The sequence below is a fragment of the Paraburkholderia sp. GAS206C genome, from assembly GCF_050435645.1.
GTDB classification, from domain to species: domain Bacteria; phylum Pseudomonadota; class Gammaproteobacteria; order Burkholderiales; family Burkholderiaceae; genus Paraburkholderia; species Paraburkholderia phenazinium_B.
The window spans coordinates 527,071-546,067 of the sequence record NZ_JBNDKR010000007.1 but is presented as its reverse complement, the minus strand read 5'-3'; the positions used below and the strand labels follow the sequence as shown (position 1 = coordinate 546,067).

Here is an 18,997-nt window from a genome sequence, read left to right as displayed (position 1 = left end):
CGCCGCGTCGCCATCAAGCGCCCACACTTATCGGCTGTTAATTTTTAAAGATCGGTTACGCATTCACCACCAAACCGGCACCGCGTTGCATCACCCTCACAACCCTTCGGTACCGCTTCGTTCTGCGTCGCTGCATCAGCAGCAGAGAAACGAGATTATGAAGAATCTTTTTCGCTTCGTCAACAACATTTTTTCGCTTCCGCTTAAAACCTTGTTGACGCTACGGCCACTGGTTTCCGCAGCGGCGCTCGTCCGTGAACGAGGAGCCGAATAGTAGGTGAGCAATGGCCGTATGACAAGGGTTTGACGGAAATATTTTTTTGGCGAGTCACTTTCGAGTCGAATTTACTACCGCATCGAGCGGAATCGCCTGAGCCATTGCCGCGTAACCTGCATCGCTCGGATGGATGTGGTCGCCACTGTCATACCCCTCCTGCAAACGCGCAGGCTGGGTGGGATCGCGCAGCGCAGCATCGAAATCGACCACACCGTCGAACGCTCCCGCGGTCCTGATCCATTGATTCGCCGCCAGCCGTATGCTTTCGCGCTGTGGTGGCAGCGAGGCAGGCGTGAGCGTCGCACCGAACACGCGCACGCCACGACGATGCGCCTCGGCAATCACCCGCTTGTAGCCGTCGATCAGGTCCTCGGCATTCACAGACGTATGCGGATAATCGCAATCAAGCCCGGCGCGCGGCGGCATCGAAGAGAAATTGATGTCATTGATGCCGATCAGCAGGATCGCCACTTTCACGCCCGGTCGCTCCAGCACATCCCGGCTGAAACGTTTAACGAGCGCCTCGCCATAGCAGGGCGAATCGTTAAGCAGACGGTTGCCGCTGATCCCTAGATTGACGACCGAAGTCGACCGGTCCCCTGCCTGAGTCAACCGGCGCGCGAAAGCATCCGGCCAACGGTGGTTTTCATTCAAGCTAGACCGCATGCCATCGGTAATGGAATCGCCGATCGTAGCAACCGCGGCTGCCGACGGCGCCTCCACGGACAACCCCGTCACCCACACAAACTGGGTGAATCGCTGATGAAATGCTCCTGACATAGAGTCATCAGTGTGATTGCCAGGTAGCGAGACGTAATTCACCTGATTCGACACGCGATGCCACGCCACGAGATTTTGATCCGCCCCCATGTACGAGCTGATCGCATACGGCGCACCGGCGACAATATCGACCTCGGCCGCATCGCTATCCAGTTCACTGCCGGGTGGCACTGTTACAGAGGCTTTCCCGCCAAACGTCACCTTGGCGCCGCCGTTCGCTTGTGTGGCCGCGCCACCCGCCGAACTCGCGATCCGCAAATCCTGGATCACCAACGGCGTCTTTCCATATTCGTTGCTGAGGTGAACCCGGACGGCGCGACCCGAAAGAGTCGGATACACGATTTGCCGGACCGTCCGCCCAGCGACCTCCGGCGCCCTGTACAGCGGCGGCAGGTTAGCCTGCTGGGGAATCGACTGAAGGGCGGTCGCCCATGCGGACACCCAGTGCGTAGGAGCATCCGCGGCAATCGCTGCTGGTGCGACGGCGAATTGAACAAGCAGAACAGCGCCGCACACAGCGGCCAGAGTACGGAGGGTCATTCGGTTCGTGGGCAAAAAGCAAAGCGCCCATTGTGCCCGATCGATTGCGACGGGTGGCCGGCGCGAACAAACATCCCGATCACACCGCCCGCGCCTTCGCGAGCAAGGCAACGCAAGCTCAGTGAGCAGCGCCCGCCGTCATGTCCAACGCCAATGCTTGCGCCACTTCAATTCCGTCGATCGCCGCAGAATAAATCCCGCCGGCGTAACCCGCGCCCTCGCCGGCTGGATAGAGCCCTTCCACATTCATGCTCTGATAATCGTCTTTGCGGCGAATCCGGATCGGCGACGACGTGCGCGTCTCCACCCCGGTCAACACTGCATCGTCCATAGCGAAACCGGCGATCTTGCGGTCGAGTTGCGGCAGTGCTTCGCGGATGGCCTCGATGACATAGTCGGGCAGCGCCGTGCTGAGATCGGTCGGATGGACGCCTGGTTTATAGGAGGGGACAACCGAACCGAGCGACGTAGACGGCCGGCCGGCAATGAAGTCGCCCACCCGCTGGCCCGGCGCGCAGTAATTGCTGCCGCCCAGTTCGAACGCCCGCTCTTCCCATTTGCGCTGAAACGCGATGCCGGCAAGCGGCCCGCCCGGATAATCCTCCGGCGTAATGCCAACCACGATGCCGGCATTGGCGTTGCGCTCCGCCCGGGAATACTGGCTCATCCCGTTGGTAACCACGCGGCCCGGCTCCGAAGTCGCCGCGACCACCGTGCCACCAGGACACATGCAGAAGCTATACACCGCCCGGCCGTTGCTGCAGTGATGCACCACCTTGTAATCAGCGGCGCCCAGTTGCTTGTGCCCGGCAAACTTGCCAAAGCGGCTGCGGTCGATCATCCCTTGCGGATGTTCAATCCGGAACCCGAGCGAAAACGGCTTCGCTTCAATGTAAACGCCGCGCTTGTGCAGCATTTCGAAGGTGTCGCGCGCGCTGTGACCGACTGCGAGCACCACGTGGTCGCACGGTAGTGTTTCACCATTGGACAACTGCAGAGCACGCACCTTGCCCTGCTCGATCTCAATATCCTCGACGCGCGTCTCAAACCGCACTTCGCCGCCGAGTTCATGAATGGTGGCGCGCATCTTCTCCACCATGCTGACCAGACGAAAAGTGCCGATATGCGGCCTGCTCAGATAGAGAACGTCTTCCGGCGCACCCGCTTTCACGAACTCCTCGAGCACCTTGCGGCCGTAGTGATGCGGATCCTTGATCTGGCTGTAGAGCTTGCCGTCCGAGAATGTGCCGGCTCCACCTTCACCGAACTGCACATTGGATTCGGGATTGAGCACGGACTTGCGCCACAGCCCGAACGTATCTTTAGTACGCTCACGAACAGCCTTGCCGCGCTCGAGAATAATAGGGCGAAAACCCATCTGGGCGAGGATCAACCCAGCGAACAGCCCACACGGTCCCATGCCGATCACCACCGGCCGCGGCGCCGTCATACGCTCGGGCGCCTTCGCGACAAAGCGGTACGCCATGTCCGGTGTCACGGCGCAGTGAGGCACGCTCGCGAGGCGTTTCAAAGCGGCCGCTTCATCCTTCACCTCGACATCGACGATATACGTCAGCTTGATATCGGCGCGCTTGCGCGCGTCGTGTGCGCGACGGAACACGGTGTAACGGACGAGTCCGTCAGGCGGTACGCCCAGCTCGGCGAGGCGCGCGAGAACGGCGGCATCGAGAGCGCTATCGGGGTGATCGAGCGGGAGTTTGACTTCGCTTAGACGTAACATGGGAACCAGGAATGCAGGGGGCGCAAAATTGCAGCCAATCCGCGATTTTATAGGTTCTGCAGCGGGCTAGGCCAGCAACGGTTGAGCTAGAACCGTCCAAAGGCGTTATTTCGGACCGGAGCACCGCTATCGCAGCACCCCTGTTTCAGGCCCCGGACCTTTGATCACGTAACCTTTGCGTTCCAGGTCGCGGCGGTACCACTGGTTGGCATTCATACCGCAGTAAATCGCAAACACGATACTCAGCACCAGGCTGACCACATCGGCGGTGACGCCTGCGAACCCGATCAGGCCAATCGCCAGATCCACCGCCAGCAGCACCAGCGCGACCAGCCACATGCGCTTCATGAGTGCCCAGACAAAACCCAGCAGAAACGCCGACCAGCTAAAGCCAGTACTCACTTCGACCGTTTCAGTCCTCGTGGGATGTTGCAAATAGATCCGCTCCGCCATTTCTCTTTCGTCCTTGAGATTAATCTTCGCAAACTCACGCGCCGTGCCGGCCTCCACCGTACCCTATCTAAACCGTCCGAACCCACCCTCAATCAATCTCAAAAAAATCATTAACCGACCGGTCGGTTGGTTTATACTTCACCCACGGACAACTTTGGACGAGAGTGCTCGCCATGTACACGCAATCCCTCGACATATCAGGCAACGTTGCGCCGCTAGATGGTGCCGCCGGCTCGCCCGAACAGGCGCGTTTCGATGCGGTCATGGCCGCCGACGGCAAGATCGAACCGCAAGACTGGATGCCCGATGCCTATCGTAAAACGCTCGTGCGTCAGATTTCACAGCACGCGCATTCGGAAATCGTCGGCATGCTGCCCGAAGGCAACTGGATTACCCGCGCGCCGAGTCTGAAGCGCAAGGCAATTCTGCTCGCCAAGGTGCAGGACGAGGCGGGCCACGGTCTCTATCTATATAGCGCGGCAGAGACGCTCGCGGTTTCACGCGATCAGCTGATCGACGCCCTGCACGCCGGCAAAGCCAAATATTCGAGCATTTTCAATTATCCGACACCCACGTGGGCGGATGTCGGCGTGATCGGCTGGCTGGTCGACGGCGCGGCGATCATGAACCAGATCCCGCTGTGCCGCTGCACCTACGGCCCATACGCCCGGGCGATGATCCGCATCTGCAAGGAGGAGTCGTTCCACCAGCGCCAGGGATTCGACGCGCTGCTGTCGATGATGAGCGGCACCGAAGCCCAGCGCGAGATGGTCCAGCAGGCGGTGAACCGCTGGTGGTGGCCGGTGCTGATGATGTTCGGCCCGAGCGACAAGGATTCGATCCACAGCAATCAATCGTCGAAATGGGGCATCAAGCGCATTTCCAATGACGATCTGCGTCAAAAATTTGTCGACGCCACTGTCGACCAGGCCAAGGTCCTCGGCGTCACGCTGCCGGATCCAGACCTGAAGTGGAACGAAGCGCGCGGTCATCACGACTACGGCGACATCGACTGGGAAGAGTTCTGGCGCGTGGTCAACGGCGACGGCCCGTGCAACCGCGAGCGTCTCGCTACCCGCGTGAAAGCTCATAACGACGGCGCCTGGGTCCGCGAAGCGGCCCTCGCCCACGCGGAAAATCAGCGCCAACGCGCGCAGCAGCACGCAGCGTAAGCACAGCGACGCAGCGACGATTAGCTCGATACCAGGCACAGCGTCCGGCAGCAACAGGCACCAACAGGCACCAACAGGCATTTAATAGCTGCCGACCGGTACGAGCCAACAGCAAAAGATTCAGGAGATTTCGAGAATGGACAAGTCGACAAACAAAGAGTGGCCGATCTGGGAAGTGTTCGTGCGCAGCAAGCAGGGCCTCGACCACAAGCACTGCGGCAGTCTGCACGCTGCCGACGCGCCGATGGCGCTGCGCATGGCGCGCGACGTGTACACCCGCCGTCAGGAAGGCGTGAGCATCTGGGTGGTGCCGTCCTCGGCGATCACCGCATCCGACCCGCAGGACAAGGCGGAGCTGTTCGAACCGGCTGGCGACAAGATCTATCGCCATCCGACGTTCTACACGCTCCCCGACGAAGTCAACCACATGTAAGCGCGTCATGGACATCACGCCCCAACACCTTTCCTACGTGCTGCGTCTCGCGGACACCGCACTGATCCTCGGTCAGCGCAACGCCGAGTGGTGCGGCCACGGCCCGATTCTCGAAGAGGACATCGCGCTCGCCAACATGAGCCTCGACCTGATCGGCCAGGCGCGGCTGCTGTACACGCACGCCGCAACGCTCGAGCATGCGCTCACCGGCGCCAGCAAGAGCGAAGACGACTACGCGTATTTCCGCACCGAGCGCGAATTCGCCAACTACACGCTCGCCGAGTTGCCGCATTACGGGCCGCTCGCCGGCACCGCGCATGCGGACAAGGACTACGCGGTCACGATCGTGCGCAATTTCCTGTACTCGACGCTGATGGCGCATCTCTGGACGGCGCTTACCGCGTCGACCGACGCACAACTCGCGGCCATCGCCGCGAAGTCGATCAAGGAAACGCGCTACCACGTCCATCACGCCGGCGAATGGCTGATCCGGCTCGGCGACGGCACGGATGAGTCGCATCGCCGCGCGCAGGACGCGCTCGACTACCTGATGCCCTACACGCGCGAGTTCTTCAGCGTGGACGCGGTTGAGGAAGTCATCGCCGCAACGGGCATCGGTCCGCTGACCGCCGATCTGCAAGGCGCCTGGGAAGAAGACGTACGAGCCGCGCTCGACGAAGCCACGCTCACGTCACCTGAACCGGTGAAGCATGTCACGACGGGCAAGCTTGGCGAACACTCGGAACACATGGGCTACGTGCTGGCTGAGATGCAGAGCCTCGCGCGGCAGCACCCCGGCGCGAGCTGGTAGGCCCCGGACGGAGCATAAGACGATGGCCGCGAACCTCACCACGACCGTGGACCCGACGCTGGAGCGCGCGTGGACAGCGCTAGAAGCGGTACCCGACCCGGAGATTCCGGTGGTGTCGATTCGCGAGCTCGGCATCCTGCGCGACGTCCGGCGTGCTGCGGATGGCATGCTCGAAGTCGTCATCACCCCGACGTACTCCGGCTGCCCGGCCATGTCGCAGATTGCCGAGGACGTCGCACACGCGCTCGAGGCCGCGCAGCTCACGCCGTACCGCATCGCCACTGTCCTCGCCCCTGCCTGGACCACCGACTGGATAACCGCCGACGCGCGCGAAAAGCTGCGTGCCTACGGCATCGCCCCGCCCACCGGCAATTGCGCGAGCGACGCACCTCAGGAAAAAGTAATCCGCTTCGTCCGCACGGCAGCAGTCCCCGCCCCGGCGTGCCCGCGTTGCGGCTCGGTCCATACCGAACGTCTCGCGCAATTCGGCTCGACGGCCTGCAAGGCGCTGTACCGCTGTCTCGACTGCCGCGAACCCTTCGACTATTTCAAACCCTACTGATATGGCCACCCCGCAATTTCACCCCCTGCGTATCCGCGAAGTCCGGCCCGAAACCGCCGACGCGGTCTCGGTCGCCTTCGAAGTCCCCGCCGAACTGCGCGAGCAGTATCGCTTCACGCAGGGCCAGTTCGTCACGCTGAAGACGCACATCGACGGTGAGGAGACGCGCCGCTCGTATTCGATCTGCGTCGGCGTGACCGACTACGACCGCGACGGCGAACTGCGTATCGGCATCAAGCGCGTGCGGGGCGGCCGCTTTTCGAACTTCGCATTCGACACCCTGCAGCCCGGTCACACGATCGACGTGATGACGCCCGACGGTCGCTTCTTCACGCACCTGAACGCGGAACAGGGTCAGCAATACCTCGCCTTTTCCGGCGGCTCCGGCATCACGCCCGTGCTCGCGATCATCAAGACGACCCTCGAATTCGAGCCGCGCAGCACCTTCACGTTGGTCTACGGCAACCGCAGCGTCGACCAGATCATGTTTGCAGAAGATCTGGAAGACCTGAAGAACCGCTTCATGAACCGGTTCGTGCTGTATCACGTGCTGTCGGACGATCTGCAGGACGTCGAACTGTTCAACGGTGTGCTCGACCAGCAGAAGTGCGCAGCGTTTATCGAAAACCTGGTGCCAGCCGATGTGATCGACGAAGCCTTCATCTGCGGTCCCGCACCGATGATGGACGCCGCCGAGGCCGCGCTGAAAGCCGCGGGCCTGCCGCCCGCGAAGGTTCACGTCGAAAGGTTCGGCTCGCCGCTGCCCCAAGCGGGCGTGCCGCCCGTCGAAATCACCGAAGATACGCCGGCGGCGGACCTCGAGATCGTCCTCGACGGCAAGAAACGCAAGCTGCGCCTGCCTTACGAGGGCGTGAGCGTACTCGACGTCGGCCTGAAGGCCGGCCTCGCGCTGCCATATGCCTGCAAGGGCGGCGTGTGCTGCACCTGCCGCGCCAAAGTGCTCGAAGGCGAAGTACGGATGGAAAAGAACTACACGCTCGAAGACCACGAAATCCGCGACGGCTTCGTGCTGACCTGCCAGTGCCATCCGGTGAGCGACCGGGTGGTGGTCAGTTACGATGAGCGTTAGACAACATTGCGGGCGCACATCTTCCACGATGCACGCCTGAGCGCTTTCAGCTCACCCGCGATCCGCTTACACTAAGGGCCGCTCGCGATCGGGACCCGGTTCCGCTCGCCACGCGGCCCTTTCTGTGACTGATTTGCCAACGAGCTGTTGATGAGCACAATCCACCTGACTAACGGCGACGTCGCCGCCGACTCCCTGCGAAGCGCCCTGCGACAGGCGGGGCGCGACGATCCCGTGCAGTCGTTGCGCGACGATCTGGCGGTCGGTCCGCTGCGCGGGGTCGACGACACGCCCGAGGTGCGCGCCGAATTCTGGCAACGCGTGACGGACGGAGCCCCACACGACGGCGCACCACGCAATTTCCAGGGCGAATTCACCGAACAGGCAACATTGCTGGAGCAACTCGTGGCCGGTGACACGCAGGTGGCCGTCTGGCACGCCGAAAGCGCGGCCGACCAGTTGACCCTGCGAAGGGTCTGCTACCACCTGCGCAACAGTCCTCAGCGCCTGAACGAAGTCCGCCTCTCGATCCGCGACCTTACCGACCCCGGTGCCTTCGCCCATAGCCGGCCAGACCACGCGACGTCGGTCGGGATGTTTGCGCCGGACATCCTGCAGACGCGGCTTCCGGACGTTGCGCCGATCTCGGTGCTGCGCATCAGCCGGCTCGCCCTCGAATGGCAGGAGGTCAAGCAGGCGAACGGCGAAACCCGCCGCTGGCGCGACAACACCTTCACAAGCGGCACGTTCGCCGAGTTGGACGCGCTCATCCTGGAATACGCCAGCGACGCCTGGCGACCCGCCGCCCGTATCGCCGCGCAACTGATGGTCGCCGACCTGGGCTTTCTCGTCAGCGACAGCCTCGTGTTCTGGCGCTTCCGCGAACTGGCCGCAAGCGGGCGCGTGAGCCTGCGCGGCGATCCTTCCGCATGGCGCGCGCTGGAATTGCGCGCGGACCTTTCCACCTGTTCCAGCTAAGGACCCCAAGGACCATGGCCCGCACCCGCGCACCAGACCACGAAACCCAGCGCGACCAGATCCTCGAACTGGCCGCGGCCAAGTTCGCGCAGACGAGCTATCCAAGCACCTCGATGGCCGATCTGGCTGCCGCGAGCGGCACTTCGAAGGCGCGCCTCTACCACTATTACGAAAGCAAGGAAGCGATCCTGTTCGATCTGCTCGACCGCTACACCAGGCGGCTGATGCTGATCATCGCGGAAGTGGAAGGCTCGAGCCAACGACGTGGCCTGACCGAGCGGGAAACCTTCGCCGAACTGATCCGCGCGTTTCTGTCCGAATATGAGAACTCTCACAGCCGGCATGTTGCGCTGCTGAACGACGTCAAATATCTGGTCGACGCCCAACGCGAGATCATCCTGAATCGCCAGCGCGACGTGGTCGCGGCATTTGCGCGCCAGCTAACGCGCGCCTATCCGGAACGCGCCAACCGCGACAACCAGACAGCGCTGACGATGATGGTGTTCGGCATGATCAACTGGACTTTCACCTGGCTGAAGCCGGGCGGCCGGATGGGCTACGGGGAATTCGCGGAACAGGTCGTCGACATGGTCGACCATGGACTGCGGGCCAAGGATTAGCATCGAAATATTGCGATGCAACAGCTTCCAGGGACGAAGGTTGCCTGCAAGCCACAGTTGATGATGTGACGTATGCAGAATTAATAACTGTTAATAATCATATATATAAAAATAGGTCCCCAACAGAATAGAGCGTGACATCGAATCGATATCCGGGTTTTCCCTAGTTATGGGATTGCGCTTCCGATAGAATTTGACCTTGCGGTGCACCATGCCGCTAGATCAAAAGGAGAACCCAACCATGACCACGCCTACTACTCGCGCCGCCGAGCCGATCGTCACACCCGATCGCCTGTCGCAGGCAGCCGGTCACGCGCATGCTCTGGTGCGGGAGCTGACCGCTATCGACCGCGAACGCCTGCTGACGCACTTTCTCGCACTGGGCGAAGACGACCGCCTGCTGCGCTTCGGTCAGCTCGTGCCGGACCACGTAATCGAAAACTACGTGCGCGCCATCGATTTCACCCGTGACACCGTGTTCGGTGTTTTCGACAACCAGTTGCAACTGGTTGGCGTGGGCCACCTCGCCTATCTGCCCGTTGAGGGCGACAAGCGCACCGCCGAGTTCGGCGTATCGGTGCTGGAAAGCACGCGTGGCCAGGGCATTGGCAGCAAGCTGTTCGAGCGCGCCGCCATCCGCAGCCGCAACACGCACGTAAGCATGCTCTATATGCACTGCCTGTCGCGCAACTCCACGATGATGCACATCGCGAAGAAGGCCGGCATGAAGATCGAATACGCGTACGGCGAAGCCGATGCGTATCTGACACTGCCGCCGGCCGACCAGTCGAGCATCATCGCTGAAATGCTGCAGGAACAGGCCGCCGTGTTCGACTACGCGTTGAAGCGCCAGGCGCGTCAGGCTTCGAAGATTTTCGAATCGTTCATGCCGGCTGCGGCGGCGGCCTGAATCGCCTAAGTACAAGCTCGCTGGATAAGCAAAAGGGCGGCTCAGCCGCCCTTTTGCTATTGACCGCCGGAGTTTGCTGCCGCCGCGATTTCCCCTAGAACAAGCCAATATGTCCTAAACGCGATCATCTGCTCCGCTCAAAGAATCGGCAACGCCGTCGTCTCCTTGAACGTCTCCAGCGAGAAACTCGATTTCACGTCGATCACTGACGGATGGTGCAGCAACCGGTCCTGCACGAAGCGCGAAAAGTGCGCCATGTCCTGAACCTGCACGCGCAGCAGGTAATCCATATCCCCCGTCATGGCATGGCAGGCGACCACCTCCGGCCAGGTCTGGACCGCGGCGCGAAACAGATCGGCATGCGTCGCGCCCGCTCGCACCGGTGCGCCGTCGCCGCGCGGGCTGATCGTCGGGACGCTGCGCTTTTCCAGCCGCACATTTACATACGCAAGCAAATCGAGGCCCAGCTTCTGGGCGTCGAGCAATGCGACATAGCCGCGAATCACGCCACTCTCCTCCAGCCTCCGGATGCGCCGCAGACACGGACTGGGTGAGAGGCTCACCCGTTCTGCAATCTCCTGATTCGACAGTCGACCGTTCTCCTGGAGGATGGTGAGAATTCGTCGATCGATGACATCCATCTCGATATTAGCCATCTTCTGCCACCAAACCCTATTTTTGAGCCATGAACTAGCGCCAGCCTACGCAATCACGATTAAGTTCGCAAGTTTCCATCGCGTACGCCCCTTTAAACTGGCGGCATTCGACACAGGAGACAGATATGCAGGTTCAAACGTGGGACAACCCCGTCGGCACCGACGGCTTCGAGTTCATCGAGTACACCGCGCCGGATCCCAAGGCACTGGGCAAGCTGTTTGAACAGATGGGCTTCACTGCGATCGCGCGGCATCGTCACAAGGACGTGACGCTGTACCGTCAGGGCGACATCAATTTCATCGTCAACGCGGAGCCCGATTCGTTCGCGCAGCGCTTCGCGCGCCTGCATGGCCCGTCGATCTGCGCCATCGCCTTTCGCGTACAGGACGCCGCCAAGGCGTACAGGCAGGCGCTCGAAAAAGGCGCATGGGGCTTCGATAACAAGACCGGCCCGATGGAACTGAACATTCCGGCGATCAAGGGCGTCGGCGATTCGCTGATCTATTTCGTGGACCGCTGGCGTGGCAAGAATGGCGCGGAGCCGAACAGCATCGGCGATATCGGCATCTACGATGTCGACTTCGTGCCGATTCCCGGCGCCAACCCGAACCCGGTCGGCCACGGCCTCACCTATATCGACCACCTGACGCACAACGTCCACCGCGGCCGCATGCAGGAATGGGCGGAGTTCTACGAGCGCCTCTTCAACTTCCGGGAAGTGCGTTACTTCGACATCGAAGGCAAGGTGACGGGCGTGAAGTCGAAGGCGATGACTTCACCGTGCGGCAAGATCCGCATTCCGATCAACGAAGAAGGCTCGGAAACTGCCGGTCAGATTCAGGAATACCTCGACGCGTATCACGGCGAAGGCATTCAGCACATTGCGCTCGGCAGCGACAACATCTACCGCACCGTCGACGGGCTGCGCGAGGCGAAGATTGCGTTGCTCGATACGATCGACACTTACTACGAACTGGTCGATCGGCGCGTGCCAAATCACGGCGAGCCGCTCGACGAGCTGCGCAGGCGCAAGATCCTGATCGACGGCGCGCCCGAAGATCTGCTGCTGCAGATCTTCACCGAAAACCAGATTGGCCCGATCTTCTTCGAGATCATTCAACGCAAGGGGAATCAGGGGTTCGGCGAAGGTAATTTCAAGGCGCTGTTCGAATCGATCGAGTTGGATCAGATCCGACGCGGCGTGGTGCAGGACAAGGCGTAGCCCCGGACCAACACCAACGCGCCATAAGAAAAGGGCGAGGATCGCAAGATCCCCGCCCTTTGTTGTTTCAGCAGCCGCCCAGCCTCAGGCGACCGCAAGAATTGGATCGACGAATCGCCTCAGCGATACATCACGAAAGCTGCTCGTCCTCGCTGGCCTCGCTCGAAGGCGTAGCACGATTGGAAGCAATGCGAGCGGGTGCGACGCGCGCCGTACAAGCCACCGCGTTTGCGAGGGTACTCGCGCTGTTGGAGCGCACCGGCGCGCTCATCGCAAAGAATGCGGCGGAGACCATCAGGAAGGTCTGGATATTTCTGGTGTTCATGCGTACTCCTTTTCTAACTGCCTGCTTGTCGTGAAGCTCCACCAACCGCGGAGCGTTGCGCGGACACGTGCACAGGTGGGTGGTTAGACTGGGTTTTCAAGATGGGTTCCGGGAAATTGAAGCTTTTACAGCTTGTTACACGATGCTCTGGAAATAATTCAACATCTCCCTTGACTGTCACAATCACGTCATTGGCACCGTAGCGATTCGCGCCGCAGTACAGCATTTTTAATGCCATGCGGCGGGTTTCTCCCAGTGCTACCATCACTTAAAACACGTCAATATGGCCACCCCGGCCGAAGCATTCACAAGATGCCGAGGCCAACAAGTTTTGGCGATCCCAAACAGGTTGGAGGAGTACAGACAATGAATGCCCCGCTAGACGCCGGTCAGCGAGCCTCGCTCGAAGCCGCGCTCAATTCCGTCACGCTCGACGACAAATACACGCTGGAACGCGGCCGCGCATACATGAGCGGCATCCAGGCCCTCGTGCGTCTGCCCATGTTGCAGCAGGAACGTGACAAAGCCGCAGGGCTCAATACTGCCGGGTTCATCTCCGGCTATCGCGGATCTCCGCTTGGCGGTCTCGACCAGTCGCTGTGGAAGGCGAAGCAGCATCTCGCCGCACACCAGGTCGTATTCCAGCCCGGCGTCAATGAAGACCTTGCCGCCACCGCCGTGTGGGGCTCGCAACAGGTCAACCTGTATCCGAACGCCAAATTCGACGGCGTCTTCTCGATGTGGTACGGCAAAGGCCCTGGCGTCGACCGTTCCGGCGACGTGCTCAAGCACGGCAATTCGGCCGGCTCGTCGCAACATGGCGGCGTCCTCGTGCTCGCCGGCGACGACCATGCCGCCAAGTCCTCGACGCTCGCGCATCAGTCCGAGCACATGTTCAAGGCTTGCGGCCTGCCGGTGCTGTTTCCGTCGAACGTGCAGGAATACCTCGACTTCGGCCTGCACGGCTGGGCCATGAGCCGCTACTCCGGTCTGTGGGTCGCGATGAAGTGCGTGACCGATGTGGTCGAATCGTCGGCTTCGGTGGATATCGACCCGCACCGCACGAAAATCGTGCTGCCTGAAGATTTCGCCATGCCGGACGGTGGCCTGAATATCCGTTGGCCCGATCCGCCGCTGGTCCAGGAAGCGCGTCTACTCGATTACAAGTGGTACGCCGCGCTCGCCTACGTGCGCGCCAACAAGCTGGACCGCGTGGAGATCGATTCGCCGCAGGCGCGCTTCGGCATCATGACGGCCGGCAAGGCTTATCTCGACGTGCGTCAGGCGCTGACCGACCTCGGACTCGACGACGACACCTGCTCGCGCATCGGCATTCGCCTTTACAAAGTAGGTTGCGTGTGGCCGCTCGAAGCGCAAGGCGCACATAGTTTCGCGCAAGGGCTCGAAGAAATTCTGGTGGTCGAGGAAAAGCGCCAGATCCTCGAATACGCGATCAAGGAAGAGCTGTACAACTGGCCCGACGCACAGCGTCCGCGCGTATTCGGCAAATTCGACGAGAAGGATGGCGCCGGCGGCGAATGGTCCGTGCCGATGGGCAACTGGCTGCTACCAGCGCACTACGAGTTATCGCCAGCGATCATCGCCAAGGCCATCGCCACGCGTCTGGAAAAGTTCGACCTGCCTTCCGATGTACGAGCACGCATCGCAACGCGTATTGCCGTGATTGAAGCGAAGGAAAAGGCGCTGGCCCGGCCGCGCGTCGAAGTCGAGCGCAAGCCGTGGTTCTGCTCCGGCTGCCCGCACAACACGTCGACCAATGTGCCGGAAGGTTCGCGGGCGATGGCGGGTATCGGCTGTCACTACATGACCGTGTGGATGGACCGCAGCACCAGCACGTTCAGCCAGATGGGCGGTGAAGGCGTGGCATGGGTTGGCCAGGCGCCGTTCACCAACGACAAGCATGTGTTCGCCAACCTCGGCGACGGCACCTACTTCCACTCGGGACTGCTGGCGATTCGCGCGGCGATAGCCTCGAAGGCGAATATTACCTACAAGATTCTGTACAACGACGCGGTTGCGATGACGGGCGGCCAACCGGTCGACGGCGTGCTGACCGTGCCGCAGATCACGCATCAGCTTGCCGCCGAGGGCGCAGCGAAAATCGTGATCGTCACCGACGAGCCGGAGAAGTACCACGCGAACGTCGGTCTCGCGCCGGGCATCACGATCCATCATCGCGACCAGCTCGACGACGTGCAGCGCGAGCTGCGCGAGATCGCCGGCACCTCGATCCTGATCTACGACCAGACCTGTGCAACCGAGAAGCGCCGCCGTCGCAAACGCGGCACGTATCCGGATCCGGCGCGCCGCGTGGTGATCAACGAAGCGGTCTGCGAAGGCTGCGGCGACTGCTCGGTGAAGTCCAACTGTCTGTCGGTCGAACCGCTGGATACCGAGTACGGCACCAAGCGTCAGATCAACCAGTCGACCTGCAACAAAGACTTCTCGTGCGTGAACGGCTTCTGCCCGAGCTTCGTCTCGGTTGAAGGCGGACAGTTGAAGAAGCCTAAGGCTTCATCTGGCGCGAGCGCAGAGGCGATGCCACCGGTGCCCATGCCTGAGCTGCCGTCGATCGAGCGTCCGTATGGCGTGCTCGTCACCGGCGTAGGCGGTACGGGCGTGGTGACGATCGGCGCGCTGCTCGGCATGGCCGCTCACCTCGAGAGCAAGGGCGTGACGGTACTGGACGTGACCGGCCTCGCGCAAAAGGGCGGCGCCGTGATGAGCCACGTGCAGATCGCGAAGCAGCCCGCCGACATCCACGCAACGCGCATCGCCATGGGCGAAGCCAGTCTTGTGATCGGCTGCGACGCGATCGTGACTGCCAGCGACGAATGCGTCTCGCGGATGCAGGTGGGCCGCACGCGCGTCGTGCTGAACAGCGCGCACACGCCAACCGCAGCATTCATCAAGAACCCGAACTGGCAATTCCCGGGCGCCGATGCGGAATCGGATGTACGCACGGGCGCTGGCGAGGCAGGGGTCGACGCAATCGACGCCAACCACTTCGCTGTTGCGCTGCTCGGCGATGCGATCTATACGAACCCGTTCGTGCTCGGCTACGCCTGGCAAAAGGGCTGGGTACCGCTGACGTATGAATCGCTGATGCGTGCGATCGAACTGAACGCGGTGCAGGTTGAAAAGAACCGTTCAGCATTCGAATGGGGGCGCCGTGCGGCACACGACCTCGCGGCTGTGCGCAAGATCGCGCAATCGCAAGGCCGCACCGCGACGACGGAAACCGCCAGCAGCAAGATCATCTCGCTGCATACGCCGAAGGCGCTCGACACGCTGATCGAAAAACGCGCCGACTATCTGACCGCGTGGCAAAACGAAGCCTACGCGGCGCGCTACCGCGAACTGGTGGCGCAGGTGCGAGTGGCGGAATCGGCGCTCGACTCGGGCGACGGTCAATTGCCGTTGACCGAGGCAGTGGCAAAGAACCTCCATAAGCTGATGGCCTACAAGGACGAGTACGAAGTCGCCCGTCTGTACGCCGATCCGGCCTTCATGGAAAAGCTGAAGGCAAGTTTCGAGGGGGACTGGAAGGTCAATATCCACCTCGCGCCGCCGGCTTTCTCGAAGAAGGACGCGCACGGTCATCTGATCAAGAAGAAGTACGGTCCTTGGATTCTCAGCGCCATGCGTGTGCTTGCGAAACTCAAGTTCCTGCGCGGCACCGCGTTCGATGTATTCGGCAAGACGGAAGAGCGTCGCACCGAGCGGGCGCTGATCGGCGAGTATGAGGCGCTGGTGCGTGAAGTGATCGGCGGCCTGAGCGCGCAGAAGCACACGTTGGCGGTCGAACTGGCGAACCTGCCGGACGGCATCCGTGGCTACGGACACGTGAAGGAAAACAACCTGAAGGGTGTGCGGGTCAAGTGGCAGGAATTGCTCGGTCGCTGGCGCACGCCGCAAGGCAGCCAGGCACAGCACGCCGCGTGATGGCGGTGAGATGCCCGTGCAGCACGCGGGCATCTCACAAGCGCGCCGCAAAAAGCGGCGCACCATCAGAAAGAACAGCGACCGTTATTGCGCGTTCGCTTTCACACGCGCATTTGCCGAAGCCACCGCCGTCATGTTGATAATCCGGCGCACGGTCGCGGCCGGCGTCAGGATATGCACCGGCTTTTCCGCGCCGAGCAGGAACGGTCCCACCGTCACGCCTTCGCCACCGATCATCTTCAGCAGGTTGTACGTGATGTTTGCCGCTTCGACGTTCGGCATGATCAGCAGGTTAGCTTCGCCTGTCAGCCTGGTGCCCGGAAACGCAGCCTTGCGGACCATCTCCGACAACGCAGCGTCACCATGCATCTCACCGTCGATCTCCAGCTCCGGCGCACGTTCCACGATCAGCTTGCGCGCTTCGGCCATGCGTTGCGACGAAGCCGACGGCACGCTGCCGAAGTTCGAATTCGACAACAGCGCGACCTTCGGCGTAATGCCGAACTTCTCGATCTCGCTAGCAGCCAGCACCGTCATATCGGCGAGTTGCTCGGCAGTCGGCACTTCGTTGATGTACGTATCGCAGATAAACAGGTTGCGGCCAGGCAGCATCAGCAGATTCATCGCCGCCAGGTTCTGCACGTTTTCCGCCTTGCCGAGCACCTGTTCGACGAATTTCAGATGGCTCTGGTACGTGTCGATCATCCCGCAGATCATGCCGTCGGCATCCCCCACACGCACGAGCAGCGCACCGATCAACGTGTTGAACTTGCGCAGCGCGGCCTTCGCGACTTCCGGCGTGACGCCTTCACGCGCACCGATCTCGTGGTACTCCTGCCAGCACTTCTGATAGCGCGGATCGTCTTCCGGATTGACGATCTCGAAATCTTCGCCGCACTTGAGCTTCGAGCCCATCTTCTTCAGACGCATGTCGATCACCGCCGGACGGCCGACGAGGATCGGCTTCGCGATCTTCTCCAGCAACACGAACTGCGCCGCACGCAGCACGCGTTCGTCTTCACCTTCGGCAAACACGATGCGCGCCGGCGCCGATTTCGCCGCAGCAAACACCGGACGCATCACCATGCCGGTACGATAGACCGTGGTGCCGAGCTCTTCGCGATACGCGTCCATGTCCTTGATCGGACGGGTCGCCACACCTGAATCCATCGCAGCCTGCGCGACGGCCGGCGCAATCTTGATGATCAGACGCGGGTCAAACGGTTTCGGGATCAGGTAGTCCGGGCCGAATTCGAGCGTGTGCCCCTCATAGGCCTTCGCCACTTCGTCGCCCTGGTCGGTTTCTTCGGCCAGTTCAGCGATCGCGCGCACGCAGGCGAGTTTCATCTCTTCCGTGATGGTCGTCGCGCCCACGTCGAGTGCGCCGCGGAAGATGAACGGGAAGCACAGCACGTTGTTGACCTGGTTCGGATAATCCGAACGGCCCGTGGCGATAATCGCGTCCGGGCGCACCTTCTTCGCTTCTTCCGGACGAATCTCCGGTTCCGGGTTGGCCAGCGCGAGAATCAGCGGCTGGGTGCCCATTTCCACGACCATTTCGGGCTTCAGCACGCCGGCGCTCGAGCAACCGAGGAACACATCGGCGCCGCGAATCGCATCGCCCAACGTACGCGCGCCGGTGTTCGCCGCATAACGTTCCTTCGACGGATCCAGATTGCCGCGGCCTTCGTAGATCACGCCCTTCGAATCGGTGACGAGCACGTTCTTCTTCGAAAGACCCAGATGCACCAGCAGGTCGAGACACGCAATCGCCGCGGCGCCCGCACCCGAGCAAACCAGCTTCACTTCTTCGAGCTTTTTGCCGACCACTTTCAGGCCGTTCAGAATCGCCGCCGATGCGATGATCGCCGTACCGTGCTGGTCGTCGTGGAAGACGGGAATCTTCATGCGCTCGCGCAGCTTCTTCTCGATGTAGAAGCACTCCGGCGCCTTGATGTCTTCGAGGTTGATGCCGCCGAGCGTCGGCTCGAGCATCGCGATCGCTTCGACCAGTTTGTCGGGATCGTTCTCGGCGAGTTCGATATCGAACACGTCGATGCCGGCAAACTTCTTGAACAGACAGCCCTTGCCTTCCATCACCGGCTTCGCGGCCAGCGGGCCGATGTTGCCGAGGCCGAGCACGGCGGTGCCGTTGGTAATCACGCCGACGAGGTTGCCGCGCGAGGTGTACTTCTGCGCGTCGAGCGGTTCATCGAAGATCGCCATGCAGGCCGCGGCGACGCCTGGCGAGTACGCCAGCGAGAGGTCGAGCTGATTGGAGAGTGGCTTGGTCGGCGTGACCGAGATCTTGCCGGGCTTCGGATTCTGGTGATACGCGAGAGCGCTTTGCTTCAGTTGTTCGTCCATTTTTTAGCCTGCGAGACGTAAGTGATCGGGCCCGGCTCAGTGCGCCGTGTGCCTCGCTCGCATGGATCGAATGGGTAATCGACTGCAGCGGTT

General features: G+C 61.6%; 17 protein-coding genes. 11 read left to right on the top strand and 6 right to left on the bottom strand.

Annotated elements, in window-relative coordinates:
- Positions 1 to 274: hypothetical protein (locus P3T20_RS22195; RefSeq protein ID WP_429287809.1), on the top strand; the 274-nt coding region annotated here is incomplete at its 5' end.
- Positions 275 to 328: 54 nt separating this feature from the next.
- On the opposite strand, the gene P3T20_RS22190 is transcribed toward P3T20_RS22195, so the two are convergent.
- From P3T20_RS22190 to P3T20_RS22180, 3 genes are all read right to left on the bottom strand, one after another.
- The gene (locus tag P3T20_RS22190) at positions 329 to 1,597 is read right to left on the bottom strand and encodes an SGNH/GDSL hydrolase family protein (protein WP_074262717.1); all 1,269 of its coding nucleotides are present in this window, start codon (positions 1,595 to 1,597) and stop codon (positions 329 to 331) included.
- Between the two features lie 118 nt (positions 1,598 to 1,715).
- On the bottom strand, positions 1,716 to 3,338 hold the full coding sequence (locus P3T20_RS22185; RefSeq protein ID WP_429287808.1) for an NAD(P)/FAD-dependent oxidoreductase: 1,623 nt from the start codon (positions 3,336 to 3,338) through the stop codon (positions 1,716 to 1,718).
- Positions 3,339 to 3,464: 126 nt separating this feature from the next.
- Positions 3,465 to 3,848: a DUF2628 domain-containing protein gene (locus P3T20_RS22180; protein WP_254368717.1), complete on the bottom strand. Its 384-nt coding sequence runs from the start codon at positions 3,846 to 3,848 to the stop codon at positions 3,465 to 3,467.
- Between the two features lie 116 nt (positions 3,849 to 3,964).
- On the opposite strand from P3T20_RS22180, the gene paaA reads away from it, so the two are divergent.
- The 8 genes from paaA to P3T20_RS22140 all read left to right on the top strand — a co-directional run bounded on the left by paaA (position 3,965) and on the right by P3T20_RS22140 (position 10,367).
- Positions 3,965 to 4,963 carry a 1,2-phenylacetyl-CoA epoxidase subunit PaaA gene (gene paaA / locus P3T20_RS22175; protein ID WP_074262719.1) on the top strand — a complete coding sequence of 333 codons (999 nt, stop codon included), beginning with the start codon at positions 3,965 to 3,967 and terminating at the stop codon, positions 4,961 to 4,963.
- 136 nt (positions 4,964 to 5,099) lie between these two features.
- Positions 5,100 to 5,396, top strand: a complete 297-nt coding sequence (gene paaB / locus P3T20_RS22170) for a 1,2-phenylacetyl-CoA epoxidase subunit PaaB (RefSeq protein ID WP_074262720.1) — start codon at positions 5,100 to 5,102, stop codon at positions 5,394 to 5,396.
- Positions 5,397 to 5,403: 7 nt separating this feature from the next.
- Positions 5,404 to 6,207, top strand: a complete 804-nt coding sequence (paaC, locus tag P3T20_RS22165) for a 1,2-phenylacetyl-CoA epoxidase subunit PaaC (protein ID WP_074262721.1) — start codon at positions 5,404 to 5,406, stop codon at positions 6,205 to 6,207.
- A 22-nt stretch (positions 6,208 to 6,229) separates the two neighbouring features.
- Positions 6,230 to 6,769 (top strand): 1,2-phenylacetyl-CoA epoxidase subunit PaaD, encoded by a 540-nt coding sequence (gene paaD / locus P3T20_RS22160; protein WP_074262722.1) that lies wholly within the window; start codon positions 6,230 to 6,232, stop codon positions 6,767 to 6,769.
- Position 6,770: 1 nt separating this feature from the next.
- Positions 6,771 to 7,859, top strand: coding sequence for a 1,2-phenylacetyl-CoA epoxidase subunit PaaE (paaE, locus tag P3T20_RS22155; RefSeq protein ID WP_074262723.1), 1,089 nt, complete (start codon positions 6,771 to 6,773; stop codon positions 7,857 to 7,859).
- Between the two features lie 150 nt (positions 7,860 to 8,009).
- Positions 8,010 to 8,837: a DUF1835 domain-containing protein gene (locus P3T20_RS22150; protein WP_074262724.1), complete on the top strand. Its 828-nt coding sequence runs from the start codon at positions 8,010 to 8,012 to the stop codon at positions 8,835 to 8,837.
- Positions 8,838 to 8,851: 14 nt separating this feature from the next.
- Positions 8,852 to 9,457: a TetR/AcrR family transcriptional regulator gene (locus P3T20_RS22145; protein WP_074262725.1), complete on the top strand. Its 606-nt coding sequence runs from the start codon at positions 8,852 to 8,854 to the stop codon at positions 9,455 to 9,457.
- Positions 9,458 to 9,698: 241 nt separating this feature from the next.
- Positions 9,699 to 10,367 carry a GNAT family N-acetyltransferase gene (locus P3T20_RS22140; protein WP_074262726.1) on the top strand — a complete coding sequence of 223 codons (669 nt, stop codon included), beginning with the start codon at positions 9,699 to 9,701 and terminating at the stop codon, positions 10,365 to 10,367.
- A 137-nt stretch (positions 10,368 to 10,504) separates the two neighbouring features.
- Here the strand turns inward: P3T20_RS22140 and P3T20_RS22135 are convergent, their stop codons facing one another.
- Positions 10,505 to 11,023, bottom strand: coding sequence for an Lrp/AsnC family transcriptional regulator (locus P3T20_RS22135; protein ID WP_074262727.1), 519 nt, complete (start codon positions 11,021 to 11,023; stop codon positions 10,505 to 10,507).
- Between the two features lie 125 nt (positions 11,024 to 11,148).
- Here P3T20_RS22135 and hppD point away from each other — a divergent pair, with 125 nt between their 5' ends.
- Complete coding sequence (gene hppD, locus P3T20_RS22130) at positions 11,149 to 12,246, top strand: 4-hydroxyphenylpyruvate dioxygenase (RefSeq protein ID WP_074262728.1); 1,098 nt, start codon at positions 11,149 to 11,151, stop codon at positions 12,244 to 12,246.
- 130 nt (positions 12,247 to 12,376) lie between these two features.
- Here hppD and P3T20_RS22125 read toward each other — a convergent pair whose 3' ends face one another.
- Positions 12,377 to 12,571, bottom strand: coding sequence for a hypothetical protein (locus tag P3T20_RS22125; protein ID WP_074262729.1), 195 nt, complete (start codon positions 12,569 to 12,571; stop codon positions 12,377 to 12,379).
- Positions 12,572 to 12,937: 366 nt separating this feature from the next.
- Between P3T20_RS22125 and P3T20_RS22120 the strand changes: the two genes are divergently transcribed.
- Entirely contained in the window at positions 12,938 to 16,537 is a 3,600-nt protein-coding gene (locus tag P3T20_RS22120; RefSeq protein WP_074262730.1) for an indolepyruvate ferredoxin oxidoreductase family protein, read from the top strand.
- Positions 16,538 to 16,621: 84 nt separating this feature from the next.
- Here the strand turns inward: P3T20_RS22120 and P3T20_RS22115 are convergent, their stop codons facing one another.
- Positions 16,622 to 18,904 carry an NADP-dependent malic enzyme gene (locus tag P3T20_RS22115; protein WP_074262731.1) on the bottom strand — a complete coding sequence of 761 codons (2,283 nt, stop codon included), beginning with the start codon at positions 18,902 to 18,904 and terminating at the stop codon, positions 16,622 to 16,624.
- Positions 18,905 to 18,997 lie beyond the last annotated feature (93 nt).

Bases quoted from the DNA above. Each gene is read 5' to 3' on its own strand.
- P3T20_RS22145 (WP_074262725.1), top strand. From the start codon at position 8,852: ATGGCCCGCACCCGCGCACCAGACCACGAAACCCAGCGCGACCAGATC.
- paaA (WP_074262719.1), top strand. From the start codon at position 3,965: ATGTACACGCAATCCCTCGACATATCAGGCAACGTTGCGCCGCTAGAT.
- paaC (WP_074262721.1), top strand. From the start codon at position 5,404: ATGGACATCACGCCCCAACACCTTTCCTACGTGCTGCGTCTCGCGGAC.
- P3T20_RS22115 (WP_074262731.1), bottom strand. From the start codon at position 18,904: ATGGACGAACAACTGAAGCAAAGCGCTCTCGCGTATCACCAGAATCCG.
- P3T20_RS22185 (WP_429287808.1), bottom strand. From the start codon at position 3,338: ATGTTACGTCTAAGCGAAGTCAAACTCCCGCTCGATCACCCCGATAGC.
- hppD (WP_074262728.1), top strand. From the start codon at position 11,149: ATGCAGGTTCAAACGTGGGACAACCCCGTCGGCACCGACGGCTTCGAG.
- P3T20_RS22125 (WP_074262729.1), bottom strand. From the start codon at position 12,571: ATGAACACCAGAAATATCCAGACCTTCCTGATGGTCTCCGCCGCATTC.
- P3T20_RS22135 (WP_074262727.1), bottom strand. From the start codon at position 11,023: ATGGCTAATATCGAGATGGATGTCATCGATCGACGAATTCTCACCATC.
- P3T20_RS22190 (WP_074262717.1), bottom strand. From the start codon at position 1,597: ATGACCCTCCGTACTCTGGCCGCTGTGTGCGGCGCTGTTCTGCTTGTT.
- P3T20_RS22120 (WP_074262730.1), top strand. From the start codon at position 12,938: ATGAATGCCCCGCTAGACGCCGGTCAGCGAGCCTCGCTCGAAGCCGCG.
- P3T20_RS22150 (WP_074262724.1), top strand. From the start codon at position 8,010: ATGAGCACAATCCACCTGACTAACGGCGACGTCGCCGCCGACTCCCTG.
- P3T20_RS22140 (WP_074262726.1), top strand. From the start codon at position 9,699: ATGACCACGCCTACTACTCGCGCCGCCGAGCCGATCGTCACACCCGAT.
- paaE (WP_074262723.1), top strand. From the start codon at position 6,771: ATGGCCACCCCGCAATTTCACCCCCTGCGTATCCGCGAAGTCCGGCCC.
- paaD (WP_074262722.1), top strand. From the start codon at position 6,230: ATGGCCGCGAACCTCACCACGACCGTGGACCCGACGCTGGAGCGCGCG.
- paaB (WP_074262720.1), top strand. From the start codon at position 5,100: ATGGACAAGTCGACAAACAAAGAGTGGCCGATCTGGGAAGTGTTCGTG.